This window comes from Azospirillum sp. TSH64, from assembly GCF_003116035.1.
In the GTDB taxonomy this organism is placed as follows: Bacteria; Pseudomonadota; Alphaproteobacteria; order Azospirillales; family Azospirillaceae; genus Azospirillum.
Genome location: NZ_LGQW01000015.1, coordinates 7,337,394 through 7,350,890, shown reverse-complemented (window position 1 = coordinate 7,350,890; position 13,497 = coordinate 7,337,394). Strand labels below are relative to the sequence as shown.

General features: G+C 69.3%; 10 protein-coding genes. 4 read left to right on the top strand and 6 right to left on the bottom strand.

From position 1 onward, the window contains the following. Nucleotides 1-107 precede the first annotated feature (107 nt). The 5 genes from TSH64_RS34220 to TSH64_RS34200 all read right to left on the bottom strand — a co-directional run bounded on the left by TSH64_RS34220 (nt 108) and on the right by TSH64_RS34200 (nt 6,844). The gene (locus TSH64_RS34220) at nt 108-584 is read right to left on the bottom strand and encodes a VOC family protein (protein WP_109451923.1); all 477 of its coding nucleotides are present in this window, start codon (nt 582-584) and stop codon (nt 108-110) included. 426 nt (nt 585-1,010) lie between these two features. Next, the gene (locus TSH64_RS34215) at nt 1,011-1,502 is read right to left on the bottom strand and encodes a hypothetical protein (protein ID WP_146208104.1); all 492 of its coding nucleotides are present in this window, start codon (nt 1,500-1,502) and stop codon (nt 1,011-1,013) included. 136 nt (nt 1,503-1,638) lie between these two features. Next, nucleotides 1,639-2,778 carry a glycosyltransferase family 9 protein gene (locus TSH64_RS34210; protein WP_109451921.1) on the bottom strand — a complete coding sequence of 380 codons (1,140 nt, stop codon included), beginning with the start codon at nt 2,776-2,778 and terminating at the stop codon, nt 1,639-1,641. Further along, the gene (locus tag TSH64_RS34205) at nt 2,778-5,441 is read right to left on the bottom strand and encodes a tetratricopeptide repeat protein (RefSeq protein WP_282188145.1); all 2,664 of its coding nucleotides are present in this window, start codon (nt 5,439-5,441) and stop codon (nt 2,778-2,780) included. The genes TSH64_RS34210 and TSH64_RS34205 overlap by 1 nt, the downstream gene beginning before the upstream one ends. Nucleotides 5,442-6,010: 569 nt before the next feature. Continuing rightward, nucleotides 6,011-6,844 carry a MarR family transcriptional regulator gene (locus tag TSH64_RS34200; protein WP_109451917.1) on the bottom strand — a complete coding sequence of 278 codons (834 nt, stop codon included), beginning with the start codon at nt 6,842-6,844 and terminating at the stop codon, nt 6,011-6,013. 1,147 nt (nt 6,845-7,991) lie between these two features. On the opposite strand from TSH64_RS34200, the gene TSH64_RS34195 reads away from it, so the two are divergent. From TSH64_RS34195 to TSH64_RS34180, 4 genes are all read left to right on the top strand, one after another. Continuing rightward, complete coding sequence (locus TSH64_RS34195) at nt 7,992-8,936, top strand: replication initiator protein A (protein WP_109451914.1); 945 nt, start codon at nt 7,992-7,994, stop codon at nt 8,934-8,936. A 120-nt stretch (nt 8,937-9,056) separates the two neighbouring features. Beyond that, on the top strand, nt 9,057-10,079 hold the full coding sequence (locus tag TSH64_RS34190) for an AAA family ATPase (RefSeq protein ID WP_109451912.1): 1,023 nt from the start codon (nt 9,057-9,059) through the stop codon (nt 10,077-10,079). After that, nucleotides 10,069-10,923 carry a ParB/RepB/Spo0J family partition protein gene (locus tag TSH64_RS34185; protein WP_109451910.1) on the top strand — a complete coding sequence of 285 codons (855 nt, stop codon included), beginning with the start codon at nt 10,069-10,071 and terminating at the stop codon, nt 10,921-10,923. Before TSH64_RS34190 ends, TSH64_RS34185 begins: the two co-directional genes overlap by 11 nt. Nucleotides 10,924-11,203: 280 nt before the next feature. Then, complete coding sequence (locus TSH64_RS34180) at nt 11,204-12,727, top strand: ABC transporter substrate-binding protein (protein ID WP_247873328.1); 1,524 nt, start codon at nt 11,204-11,206, stop codon at nt 12,725-12,727. Between the two features lie 92 nt (nt 12,728-12,819). On the opposite strand, the gene TSH64_RS34175 is transcribed toward TSH64_RS34180, so the two are convergent. Beyond that, the gene (locus TSH64_RS34175) at nt 12,820-13,407 is read right to left on the bottom strand and encodes a hypothetical protein (protein WP_109451906.1); all 588 of its coding nucleotides are present in this window, start codon (nt 13,405-13,407) and stop codon (nt 12,820-12,822) included. Nucleotides 13,408-13,497: the final 90 nt, after the last annotated feature.

The window sequence follows — 13,497 nt, the reverse complement described above, 5'->3', positions numbered from 1 at the left end:
CACCTGATCGTGGATCCGCCCATTTTCTTTTCTCCTGCGTATCTCGGGGGTTGGGTAGCAACGGAACAGAAAACCTGCACAAGGAGCTTTCCCGGACCGAAGGGGCGTTACACGACGCGGGAATGTTGAACGGGCGGCTGCATCAGTTCGATGGTGATACCATCCGGACCGGAGATGTACGCGACCATTGTTCCGCATCGGGGGCCGGCTGGTATCGGCTGCGGCGAACCCTTCACTGCCCACCCCGCCGTCTCAACCCGCGCGATCGCCTTGCGGATATCCGCAACCGTGATGGCGATGTGCGCGGCGCCGATCGCACCTGCGCTACGAGGTGTCTGGCCCAGCGTACGGCCTGTCGAATATTCGAGGAGTTCGACAGGGTAGCCGTTTGGAGCCGTCACCAGCGCCATTCGGCAGCGCGGATCGTCAACCCCCGTGGCCTCCCGTAGAAACTCCCCACCCATCTCTCCTCGGCGAGCAAGGTCGAAACCCATCGCCTCAGTCCAAAACTGGATCGCCTCCTCCAACGAGGCGACCGAGAATCCCGTATGGTCCACAGCTATCACGCCAGCATCTTCGGCCATTTTCAATCCTCTCATATCGACCAGTTACGTCTGTGCCCGAGCTGACGACGGCTTTGCGGCTTCACCGCTCGGCCTATCACTACGATGGCGGCTACCGGTCACATATGGTCCGACAAACCCCGTTTTGTTGTTACGCAGCACGGCCAATCCTAAAAATCCCGAAACAACTGCCAATCCAGACGACAAACCGTGAAATCCTTATGTAGGTTTTCTGGTCCGCTGCTACTCAGACCCCTATCTCCCACTTGCGGCGGGGAAATGCCCTCTCCTGCCTCTCGCACAAACGAAGTTTGTACTGACGGCGTCAGGCGGATCGAAGATCCGCTGAAAGCCCCGGGAGAGGGAGGCATATGCGACAGCTCTCTGAACCGTGGCAGGCTTTCCAACTCGAAAGCAACTTTAACGATTTGGCCTGTCGCAGCCGACTCAACCGCCAATGCGCCCCGGATGGTCGCTGTCCAGCAGCGCCTCCACGTGATCGCAAAGGGGACCGAGCAGCGCCGGCCAGTCATTGTCGCTGCGCTCCAGGAACGCCGTTCGCACGCGGTCGCGTTCGGCGGCCAGACCGGCCGGCCCCAGCTCGTGGAAGATGTGGCGCAGGTTCTCCCGGTTCGTCTCCTGCGCCGCCGGGTCGTAGGACCAGCCGAAGCGCGGGTTGCCCGCCCCGTCCCACCAGTCGTCATGGCCGTAGATGGCGAAGCCCGACAGCAGATACTCGATCATGTTGATCGGCCCGGTCTTCGAGTAGGAGGTGTTGCCGACGATCAGGAAATTCTGGCGCAGGAGGGCCATCAGGTCGGCCCGTCCCTTCGGCACATGGGCGGCGACGCTGAAGTCGGTGTTCTCCTGCAAGCCGATGTCGCGCAGGATCTGGATCAGCTCCGCCGAGTTCTTCCGCGGGCCGCCGTGATAGACCAAGCTCCAGCGGCACGCGCCAGGGCGAGAAGCCCGCCCGCGCATCGAACACATCGCGGCTGAGCTGGGCATGCCAGTGCATGCGTCTTCGGATAGGCGTCCGGCGGCTACGGGAAACTGACATGGATGATGGGGTCGCTCATCCCCGCTCTCCCATGGTCGCAGCCAGCATGTCCAGAATGCGCCGCGTGGCATCGGCCGGATCGATGTCGGCGATGCAATGCGCCTCGGCCGCCAGACAGGACATGGTGCAGGGCGGCACCGCCGCCTCGGGCCGCAGGACCAGCGCCCGCTCCTCCCGCCCGCCGGTCCAGGGCCGGAAGCGCTCCGGCGCGTGGAAATGGTTGGGATCGCCGCCGATGGGATGGCAGGAGAACACCGCCACCGGCACCCCGGCCGCTGCCGCCAGATGGGCCGGGGCGGAATCCATGGTGATCGCCAGCGCCGCCTCCGCCATCGCCGCCGCGGCAACGCGCAGCGGGGTGGCGCCGGTCAGGTCGATGGCCCGTCCCGGCAGTGCCGCCAGAAGCGCGCCGGCAGCCGGCCGTTCCTCCATGGTGCCCAGCACGGCGACCCGCGCATCGAGCGCGCTCGCGACGGCGGAGACCGCCGCGGCCAGCCGCTCGGCCGGATAGACGCGGCGCGGGCTGGCCGCCCCCGGCGCCACCACGATCAGCGGCCGGCCATCCCCAGCACCAACTCCGAGAAGCCCCCGCGCCTCCGCCCTGTCCTCCGCCATCAGCGCCAGTTCCAGCGGCCCCGGATCCGCTCCCGCGCCGAGCGCCTCCAGCAGGGCGGCGTTCTGCTCCACCTCGTGCCGCCCCGGCGGCGGGGCCAGCGCCAGCCCATAGGCGCGGTCGAAGCCCTGGTTGCCGTCGGCCTTCCACGGCGTGACCCGCTCGGAAAAACCGGCGACCAGCTTTGCCCGGCTGTTGGCGGCCAGCGTCGTCGCGTCATGGCGGTCGAAGTCGTAGCGCGGCACCAGCGCCAGATCGAAGCCGGCGCGGTAGCATTCGGCAAACAGTTTCAGCCCGCCGGGGGTGATGCCGCGGAAATCGATGCCGCCGCCCTCCTTCGGCCGCGGCGCCACCACCCCGTCGACCCAGCGGCAGGTCAGGGCCAGATCCGCCACCGCCTCGCGCACCGCCAGCAGGATGCGCGCCTGCGGGGCGGCGGCGCGCAAGGCCCGCAGGAAGGGGGTCGCCATCACGAAGTCGCCGGCCTCGTCCAGCTTGACGACCAGGATGCTGCGGACGGCCGCCAGATCGCAGACGCTCATCACCGCCCCTCCCCTTCCGGCATATCGAACGCAACCGGCGGCAACCCGGCGCACCAGCGGCGCCACGCCGTGCGATAGCCGGCCTCCACCGCGCGGGCATAGCCGGTCTCGTCCATCAGGGCCGACCGCCGCATCCGCTCGCGCAAATCCCCGCGCTGCGCGTCGAGGAAGGCGCGGTCGGTCGCCAGCCGGACGCCCTGCGCCAGATAGGCCTCGTCGTCGCGCGTCACCAGCGCCGCCATCCCGACGGCGTCCAGCAGGGTCGCCCCCCAATGGCCGATCAGCGTCGGCCCGGTCCGGTTCAGCACCGGCACGCCCATCCACAGCGCGTCGCAGATCGTCGTCCCGCCATTGGCGAAGACGGGGTCGAGCGCCACGTCGATGGTGACGTAATCCTGATAGGGATCCGGGGTGACGCCGCGCAGCTCAAGCCGCTCCGCCGCGATGCCGTGCCGGGCGAAGGCGGCCAGCAGGCGCCGGTCGGCACCGCCGCCGCTGCCCAAGCCCCGCCATTTCAGCACCAGCTTCGCCGTCGGCACCAGCGCCAGCAGCCGCGCCCACAGCGCGATGGTGGCGGCGTTCACCTTGGTGATGTTGTTGAAGGACCCGAAGGTGATGTGGCCGCGGCGCTCCAGCGGCGGCTGGATCGGCGGCGCGAAGGCGGAGTCCGCCGGGCGGTAGCACAGCACGCAGCCCGGCAGCCGGATCAGCTTTTCCGCATGCAGCGCGTCCGCCCCCGGCGGCGCCAGGCGGGGATCGGCGAGCTGGTAATCGACGGCGTCGAGGCCGGTGGTGTTGGGATAGAGCGGCAGGCTGACCTGAACCGGCGCCGGGCGGCGCGCCATCAGGGCCATGCGGTTGCGCGACATGTGGCCGCCGGCATCGACCAGCAGGTCGATGCGGTCCTCCCGGATCCGGCGGTCGAGTTCCTCGTCGGTCAGCACCGCCACGTCGCGCCAGCGGTCGGCTGCCGCCTGGAAACGCTCGGTGGTGGCATCGCGGCTGCGGTCGTTGTGGTAGCAGGTGACCTCGACCCTCCCGCGGTCGTGCCCCTCGATCAGCGGCAGCAGGAAGTGATAGCCCGGCCCCGGATAGCGCTGGAAATCCGGCGACAGGTAGCCGACGCGCAAACGCCGCTCCGGGTCGCGGCTCTCCACCGCATGGGGAACGGCCGGGACCGCCGGCAGATGGCGTTGGAAGGCGCGATGCTCGCGGAAGACCTCGACCGGATCGGCCCGGTCGTCGAAGCACAGGCAGAACAGCATGTTGGAGCGGATCGCCGCGTCGTCCGGCGTCCGGTCGAGCGCCGCGCGGAAAGCCGCCACCGCCTCCCCATGCAGCCCCAGCGCCATCCGGGCGACGCCGAGATTGGAGTTGGCGAGCGCCAGCTGGTCCATGTCCTGCGCGATTTCGCCGAGCCGCCTGGCGCGGTCGAGCGGCGGGATCGCCTCCTCCGCCGCGTTGGCCTCCAGCAGCAGGGTGCCGATGTTGACCCAGGCCGCCACATCGTCGGGCGTCAGCACCAGCGCCCGCCGGTGCCAGGACAGCGCCGCCTCCGGCTGCAAGGCCAGCTGGAAGGCGGATCCGGCATTGGCGGCGAGTGCCGCATCGTCGGGCGCCACCCGCACCGCACGCAGCACCGCCGGCACGGCCCCCGCCATCCCCAGCGTCGCCCGCGCCAGTCCCAGCCCCGACAGCGCAAGGCCGGAGTCCGGCCTCAGCGCCAGCGCGTGGCGGTATGCCCGCTCCGCCGCCGCGATCCGCCGCCGGCCATAGAGCCGGCCGGCCAGCGCCAGCACCACATCCTCGGCCAGCGGGTCCAGCCGCGCCAGCCGTGCGAGCCAGACCGGCTCCTGCGCCGGCCCGGTCCCGGAACCGCCCAGGCTGCGGACCGCCGCCGCCTGCGCCGGCACCAGCGCCAGCAGCCGGCGGGCCGCCGCCCAAGCGGCTCCGTTGCCGCCCAGCTGCCGGGACAGCTGCATGTATTGCTCCAGCGGTTCCGCCATCTCCGGCGCCCGTCCCGCCAGCGCCCGGAAGGCCGCCGCCGCCCCGGCGATCCGGCCGCCGTCGCGCAGGGCGGCTCCCCGGTTGAAGGCCGCCAGGATCCGGTGCGGCTCCAGCGCCGCCGCCCGCCCGTACCAGTCGGCGGCCGGCAGGAAGCGCCCGCAATCGTAGAGCGCGTCGCCCAGATCCGCCGCGGTGCCGGCATCCGCCGGTTCCAGCCCCATCGCCCGCAGCAGCGCCTGCGCCGCCGGCTCCTGCCGGCCCAGCCGCGTCCAGCCCGCCGCCTCCATCCGCGGCAGCGACGGGTCGAGCGGCGCCAGACGGCCCGCCGAGCGGAAGGCAGTCGCCGCATCCTCCCATTGCTCCGCCGCCTCCAGCAGACGGCCCAGATTGGCATGGAAGAGCGGCTGGCTCGGGTCGGCCTTCACCGCCTGCCGGATCCGCTCGATCCCCTCCGTCACCGCACCGGTCTGCGCCTTGATCAGCCCCGACAGGTGCAGCGCGTCCGCCTGCTGCGGCAGCCGCTTCAGCACCTGTTCGTAGAGCGTCGCCGCCTCGGCCAGCTGCCCGGTCTGATGATGGGTGACGGCACGGGTCAGCAGCGCCTGTGCGTCGGCGGTCCCGGCCGGGCGATGTGGCGGGCGATGGTTCGGTTTCATCCGCTGGCGGCACTCTCTGGTGGTCCGGCGGATAATGCTGGTCGACCGGCCCCCGGACAAGCGGGAGTTCGGGCAGGGGTTCGGCTGCGCGCTGAAGCGCCAGTTCGCGCTGCCGGTCGGCCAGGGCGGCTTCGCGGGCGCGGGTGCGGCGGCGCTGCTCCTCGGTGCGGGCGCGCAGCTGCTGTTCCTGGCGCAGACGGCCCGCCAGCCGCCGCAGATCGTCGGCGGCGCGGCTTTCCACCGCCGGCGGCAGGGCGCCCAGCGCCTCGCGGAAGTCGCCCAGCGTCGGAAAGCGGCTCCAGCCGCTGCGGAAAGCCGCCCACACCGCATCGAAGGCCGCCATCCAGCGGTCGGCCGGCCAGTCCGCCATCGCCCGCACATCGGCCTCCAGCAGGTCGGCGTCGGGCAGCTCCAGCGCGAAGCGGTCGGCCAGCTTCTCCAGCCCGATCAGCACATTCTCGATGCCGATCGGCGGGGTCAGCGTGCCGATGGCCTGCTCGACCCGGTCGGCGAGCGCCCCGATCTCGTCGGGCGCCAGATCCTGGGTCTCGAACCGCAGATCCGCGGCGTCAAGCCTGGCCAGCGAGGCGAAGCCGCAAGGCTGCGAGGGTATCGCGGTTGCGGCCGGCGGCATCGGACGCAGGGCCGGCACGCAGGCCACCGCTTCGGAGTTCGGCACGAAGTTCGGGGCGACGGTCATTGCGGGGCTCCCGGCGGGGTTGGGCGGTGGAGGACTGGACGAAAGGCTGTTCGGCTGGCTGCTCCACCGGGGCCACCAGCTCCCGGGCGATCCAGCGGCGCCATGCGGCCCCCGGATCCGGCGGGCGGTAGCCGTTGCGGCGGTGGGCCTTGCGGCACCAGGACACGAACTTCGCCGTCACCCGGCCGGCATCGACCTCCGGACGCTCCAGGGCCGCCCAGGCCAGATCGGCGGCATCGGGCTGCCAGCCGGCAGGCAACGCCTCGTCCTGCCGACCCATCCCCCCGCTCTGGAGGCCCCCGCCCTGGAGGGAGGAGGAGGATTCAGGATTCTGGGAGTCTATGGAGATGTCGGCCGGCGAACCGCTGCTGTCAGCCGGCTGACAGGACATGCCGGCGGTAAAGCCCTCCATTCCCGCCAGCTGATAGGCGAATCCGCGCAGGCCTCGCCGCGGCTTGGCGCAGACCAGCGCCGCCGCGGTGCCCGAAGGAGCGTCCTGCGCGGCTTTCTCCTGCAGGCCCTTCAGCACGGCATTGAACCAGGCGCGGCTTTGCCCAAGCTCCTCGGCCAGCTCGCCTTGCGTGGCGGTGCAGACACCGTCGCGGTCGGCATGGGCATAGAGCGCGGACAACACCGCGATGTCGGCGGCCTGGATGCCGGGCACGGCAATCCAGCGCCTGTACATGTCGATGTATGGCTTCATTGCATTACCCGTCTGTCGGTCGATCCCTGGGACGGGTGAAGACAAAGGAAGAGCGTCAACGGATTCGCAGTGAATCCGCTTGGCTTTGCGGGCCTGCCCTGCCATCATGGAGTCGCCAAACCGCCAGATGTGGGGTGCCCGGGGTCTTCCTCGGTCTCCTCCGTCCGACACGAAGGGCCCGGAGCAATCCGGGCCTTTTGTGTTTCCGGAGGTCGGTCCTCCGCTACGTCATGATGCTCTCCGTCACGATGCCCTCTTCGGGTTGCCTGAGATTCAGGTTGTCTGAGATTCACGTTGCCTGGACCGAATACCGCCCGTCACACCGGCGCGTGGCGCCGGCCAGGAGCTGGCATGGGCGCACGACGACGGCATGAGGGCGGTTTTCGCCCGTTTTTTGAAATGTGTACGTGGCGTTGCGCGTCTGTCCACGGTCTTGGAAGAATCGCCGGTGGACGGCATTTCGCGGACGCCTGCCTGGATTCTTGCGGAGGAATCAAGCACTTGCAGCACCGCTCCTCCGTCCGTCCGGGTCGAAGTGTCGCCGTTGTGCCGAAAGATTCGGCTCCAAACGTCGCCGTTGTGCCGAAAGATTCTTGGCCGTCGGCGGCTTGGGCGGATGGGATGGCCCAGCCGAACGTCGCCGTTCTGCCGAATGATGGAGCGGATTCCACCCCTCCCCTCCCCTCCCCGCTATGGAATCGGCGGAGAATCGGGTGGGAATCGGCCCTTCGGCGGATCGTCCGAACGTCGCCGTTCTGCCAGTCGATGCCCTCCCCAGGGGCCTTCCCGCCCGATCCCTCGACCCCAAGCCATGTAATAACCAAGGAAAATCAATATGTTGATCTGATGCTCCCCTGCCCCGTTCCTCCCCGGCACGGCAGAACGCAGACGTTGCCGCCACCGCGGGCCGGCCGGAGCGGCTCCGGCCCCCGCCGAATCCGCGTCCGGCTCCCGTCCGACGGCCCTCCCCCGCCACCGGCGGCAAAAACTGGCAGAACGGCGACATTCGACCGGGCATTCGGCGCTGCCCGCGGGAATCTTTCGGCAGAACGGCGACGTTTGGCCCGGCAGTGTGGAACCGGGCGGCAGGCTTGTGGATTATGGGTTCTACCCACTTGAGGCCGCCCGGGACCAGCGGAGAGATCGCATGACCCAGACCATCAACGCCGAGCTGCTCGACCGGCCGCTGCAATTGGCTCTGCGGCTCGATTCACCGCTGACCGGCGATGTGCAGAACGACCGCCACATGATGGTCTACAGCCTGTTCGGCCTGTCGAAGGACAAGGCGGAATCGCTGCCGACCTACGATGACGGGAAGGTGCGGATCGAGGTGCGGGCGCCGAAGAATGTCGGCGTTGCGACGATCTGGGACAAGGCGGTGCTGCTCTACGCCATCTCGCTGCTGCGCGAGAAGATGGACTCCGGCAAGGGCTCCAAGCTGGGCGAGCTGCACTTCACCACCAGCGACCTCCAGCGCATCGTCGGCAAGACCGCCGGCGGCAGCGCCTACGACAAGATCGAAGGCGCGCTGGAACGGCTCCAGGGCACGCAGATCAAGACCAACCTGGAAACCGGCGGCGAGGGCGAGAGCGGCGCCTTCTCGTGGATTTCCGACTACAAGCTGCTCTACCAGCGCAAGAAGGACGGCGAGCGGGCGGTGCGCGGGCTGAAGCTGACGCTGTCGGGCTGGGTCACCCGCGCGGCGCTGGGCCACAATCTGCTGAGCTACGACGACCAGTATTTCGCGCTGAAGCCGGTGGAGAAGCGCCTGTACGAGATCGCGCGCGCCCACCTCGCCCGCGGCCATGCCTTCTGGATGGCGCTGGAGCCGCTGCGCAAGCGCGTCGGCTCCGACAACGACCTGCGCAAGTTCAAGAACGCGCTGAATCCCGTCCTCGCCGCCGACCGCATCCCCGGCTACGGCGTCCGCATCGTCGAGACGGCGGAATACAAGGAGACGATGAAGGCGCGCGGTGCCGTGCTGGGCCGCGTGCTGAACGCCGACCTGCCGGTGCTGTTCTGGAAGAAGAGCCAGGGCCAGCCGGAAAACTGGATCGACGTTCCCAAGGTGGAATACGACGAGACGGTGTGAACCCGCCGGTCGATGCCCATGGTGCGCTGATCCCCTCCTCCTTCGGTAGACACCCGTTGCCGGAGTCGCGACGACTTGCTAGGGTCGCTGCCGACCGGTGCCGGGGCAGGAGGACGGGGCGTGACAGGGGAACAGTTGAAGGCGTTGCGGGAACGGCGCGGCCTGACCCAGACGCAGATGGCGGCGTTCGTCAATGAACTGACGGGCCGCAAATACGACAAGCAGCGGCTCAGCAAATGGGAAACCGGCAAGGAAGCCCTGCCGCGCGACGTGCTGGGCCGGTTGCTTCTACTGGATCTCGAACGGCCGGAAAGCCCCCTGCCCCGCCGCGGCACCACCGTCGCCGTCGGTTTGCAGAAGGGCGGCACCGCCAAGACGGCGACCTCGATCAATCTGGCCTTCATCCTGGCCCGTGCCGGCAACCGCGTGCTGCTGGTCGATGCCGATCCGCAGGGCAACGCCACCGTCCATGTCGGCGTGCCGCAGACCGACATCGTCGCGCTGACGGAGGCGGGCAGGGTCCTCTACCATGCGCTGATGGGCAAGACGCCGCTCGACGCGGTGATCCGCCCCACGAGCGTCGAGGGGCTGGACGTCGTGCCCTCCAGCATCGCGCTGGCCAGTGCCGACACCGAGCTGCCCGGCAACCTGACCAACGCCCAGACCGCGTTGGCCGAGATGCTGGACGGGGTGCGGGACCGCTATGACGTGATCGTCATCGACTGCGCCCCCAACCTGGGTGCGGTGACCATCAACGCGCTGACCGCCGCCGACTATGTGCTGGTGCCCTGCCAGGCGGAGCCGCACGCCATCCTCGGCGTCAGCGCCTTCCTCGACACCGTCGCCAAGATCCAGCGGCGGCTGAACCCGCGGCTGGAGGTGCTGGGCATCCTGCCGACCATGGTCAACCCGCGCCAGACCCAGGACCGCTCGTCGCTCGACGACATCCAGCGCCTGTGGGGCGAGAGCCGCCGGGTGTTCCCGCCGGTGCCGCGCGCAACCATCTACGCCCAGGCCGCGGGCGCCAACGTCATCACGCTGGATGCCGACATCGGCGCACCGGGGGTGGAGAGCTATGCCGCCATCGCCTCGGCGCTGCTGACCGCCATGGGCCGCCTGCAGGAGACCGTCGATGCCGCCTAAGAAGCTGACCCGGCAGACCGCCGCCACCGTGCTCCAGGCCAAGGAGGCCGGCTTCGCCGCCGAGACCGACCGCATGTTCGGGCTGAGCGGCATGCTGCCCCGGCTGGTCGAGGTCGATCTGGACGCCGTCGAGACCAATCCCGGCCAGCCCCGCACGGTGTTCGACGACGAGTCCCTGCGCTCGCTGGCCGACTCCATCGCCCGCCACGGGTTGCAGCAACCTGTCCTCGTCCAGGAAGGGGAGCAGAAGGGCCGCTACCGGCTGGTGGCCGGCGAGCGGCGGCTGCGCGCCCACCGGCTGCTCGGCCGCGGCACCATCGCCGCCATCATCACCAAGGGCCGGCCCGAAGAGATCGCGCTGATCGAGAATGTCCAGCGCGTCGATCTCGACGCCATCGACCTCGCCCGCGGCCTGTCCCAGCTGATCGAGGCGCACGGCTACACCCAGTCGGAGGTGGCGGCGGCGGTCGGCTGTTCGGAGGCCGAGGTGTCGAAGCGCCTGAAGGTGCTGCGCCTGCCCGACGACATCCTGGCCGATTACCGCGCCAACCCCGACGCGGTGTCGCGCTCCGCCCTGGTCGAGCTGGCCTTCGTCGAGGACGAGGCGGAGCTGCGCCGGCTGTGGCAGACGGCGCGCACCGGCGGTCTGACGGTGGGTGCGGTGCGGGCCGCCCGCCCGGCGGCGTCCAGCACGGCGGAACCGATGCGGGTGCTGGGCAAGGCGATCAACCGGATGGACAAGGATCTGGCCGCCATCGACACCGTCGCCCAGGCCTTGCAGCGCGAGCACCGCGAGCGGCTACAGGCTCTGCGCGACCGCATCGACGCCCTGCTGAACGGCTGAGGTTTGCTCCCTCTCCCCCCGCTCACGCGCAAACTTCGTTTGCGCTGACGCGACAGGCGGACCATAGGTCCGCCGATAGCGGGGAGAGGGGATCCAATTTCGATTGCGAAAGCCCGCTCCGGTTGTCCTTCAATCAGAAGGCGCGTTAAAGTTGCTTTCGATTGCGAAAGCATCTGGCGCTCGGCCAGGGTGACCGCCTGCCCCGCCCCGTGTTAAGGATTGCCTGCAAGACTATCGGGGGTACGGGTCAGCGATGCAGGCGGTGCGGAGACGACATTTCTTGAGCCTGCTCGGCGGCCTGCTCGGGGGCGCTGGTCTTGCCGCGGCCCTGCCCCGGCCGGCGATGGCCGCCGGCACCCTGCGGATCGGTTTCAAGTCCCTGCCCGGCAGCCTCAACCCGCTGACCGTCAGCGATCTGGTCGCGCGTCAGGTCCTCGGCTCGATGTATGAGAGCCTGACCACGGTCGATCCCAAGGGCCGCATCCTGCCCGGCCTCGCCACCGCCTGGGAGGCGTCGGCCGATGCCCGCCGCTGGCGGCTGACCATCCGTGACGGCGTCACCTTCCACACCGGCCGGCCGCTGATCGCGCGCGACGTCAAGCGCAGCTTCGAGGCGGCGCTCAGCGGCGACGGCGCCAACTTCGCCGTGCTGGCGCTGTCGAAGGTGCGGGGCTTCCGCGAACTGCGGGCGAAGACCGCCGCTGAGCTGTCCGGCATCACCGTGATCGACGACCGGACGCTGGAGGTGGTCTGCGACGAGCCCTGCGCCGTCTTCCCCTTCGCCCGGCTGAACATCGTCGATGTCGAGGCGGCCGAACAGGCCGGTCCCGACTGGTTCCGCAGCCTGTCGGCGGGAACCGGCCCCTACCGGCTGGTGCGGTCGAGCGACGGCATCCGCATGGATGTGGAGGCCAACCCCGGCTGGCGCGGCGGTGCTGTGCCGTTCGAGCGGGTGTCCTTCCTCGCCACCGGCATCGGCAACGACGGCATCACGCTGTTCAACGACAGCCAGATCGACTTCACTTTCGTCGACACCGATGCGCTGCGCGGGGTGATGGACGATCCCGGCTTCAAGCGCTCGCTGTCGAATGTGCCGCGCATGCAGATGCGGGTGGTGGCGCTCGACCCGCGGCGGGTCAAGGCGTTCGGCGATCTTCGGGTGCGCCGGGCGATGTCGCTGCTGATCGACCGCAGCGCCATGGTGGAGCGCTTCTTCCGCGGCGTGGCGAGCGTCCACAACGGCATCGTCCCGCCGGCGCTGCTGTCCAACGAGAAGCTGGAGCCGCTGGTCTACGACCCGATGCTGGCCAAGCGCCTGTTGGAGGAGGCCGGCTATCCGGAGGGGCGCGGCATCGAGCCCTTCCAGGTTACCGTCGTGCCGGAATACCGGCGGGAATTCGTCTATTACGTCTCGCAGTGGAACAATGCCGGCATCCCGGCGAAGCTGGTGATGGCGCCGCGGCAGGAGTTCATCGCCCGCTCACGCCGGCGCGATTACGACGCCTTCCTGTTCGGCTGGACCGCCACCTATCCCGACCCGATGAACTTCCTGGACGAGCTGTTCAGCAGCAGCAGCCGCTTCAATCCCGTCGGCTGGACCAGCGCCCGGTTCGACGGCCTGATCGAGCGGGCGATGGCGATCCCCGATCCCACCCAGCGGGCGGAGGTCTACAAGGACGCCGAATGTCTGGTGATGCAGGATTTGCCGGTGATCCCGCTGGTGGTGCCGGACTATGTGGCGCTGCGCGGCAATGTGCTGAGCGACAATTTCATCACGCCGTTCGGCGGCCTGAACTTCGGCTGAGGCGAGAAGGGCAGAGGGCAGGGCGCCCGCATGAAAAAAGCCCCTGTCCGGATGCGGACAGGGGCTTTTCCGTTCTTACAGGGACGGGAACGTCAGGCGGCGCCCTGCGGCCGTGCTTCGCGCAGGCAATCCGCGGGCTTCGCCTCGCGCAGGCAGTCGGCCGGCTTGGCTTCGCGCAGACAGTCGGCCTGCGCGGCCTCGCGCAGACAATCCGCTGCCTTCGCTTCCCGCAGGCAGTCGGCCTGCGCGGCTTCGCGCAGGCAATCCGCACTCTTGGCTTCGCGCAGACAGTCGGCTTGCGCGGCCTCCCGCAGGCAATCGGCGCCGGTGAGCAGGCGGGCGCTGTCGCTGCGGGCAGCCTCCATGCGTCCGGCCGGCACGGTCACGCCGTTGTGATGGAGATATTCGCCATAGACCGCCTCGCAGAAGCGGAAATAGGCGCGGGTGTCGGCGACGATGAACTCGTGCCACAGATCGTCGCAGGCGGCCGATTGCGGAACGATGTCGCGGTCGGGATGCTCGGCGCAGGCCAGCAGGAAGGTCTTCAACTGGGCCAGTGCGATCTCGGACGTGCGGCGGGACATGCCCGCGGCGACCGCGCGGTCGACGACATAGCCGAAATCGAAGCTGGCGACGATGTCATGGGCACGAATGATGTCGGTCTTGCTGGCGCCGCGCATGGGATCCTCCGAAGCTGCTTTCGGTTCACCCTCGGATGGGGGGCGGAAATATCCGAGAGTACCGCTCGGATGTTGTGACACAGCATAAAC

What these genes read in the sequence shown, in the direction of transcription:
- TSH64_RS34220 (WP_109451923.1), bottom strand. Translation starts at nt 584, where the DNA reads ATGGCCGAAGATGCTGGCGTGATAGCTGTGGACCATACGGGATTCTCG.
- TSH64_RS34210 (WP_109451921.1), bottom strand. Translation starts at nt 2,778, where the DNA reads ATGAGCGTCTGCGATCTGGCGGCCGTCCGCAGCATCCTGGTCGTCAAG.
- TSH64_RS34205 (WP_282188145.1), bottom strand. Translation starts at nt 5,441, where the DNA reads ATGAAACCGAACCATCGCCCGCCACATCGCCCGGCCGGGACCGCCGAC.
- TSH64_RS34200 (WP_109451917.1), bottom strand. Translation starts at nt 6,844, where the DNA reads ATGAAGCCATACATCGACATGTACAGGCGCTGGATTGCCGTGCCCGGC.
- TSH64_RS34195 (WP_109451914.1), top strand. Translation starts at nt 7,992, where the DNA reads ATGACCCAGACCATCAACGCCGAGCTGCTCGACCGGCCGCTGCAATTG.
- TSH64_RS34185 (WP_109451910.1), top strand. Translation starts at nt 10,069, where the DNA reads ATGCCGCCTAAGAAGCTGACCCGGCAGACCGCCGCCACCGTGCTCCAG.
- TSH64_RS34175 (WP_109451906.1), bottom strand. Translation starts at nt 13,407, where the DNA reads ATGCGCGGCGCCAGCAAGACCGACATCATTCGTGCCCATGACATCGTC.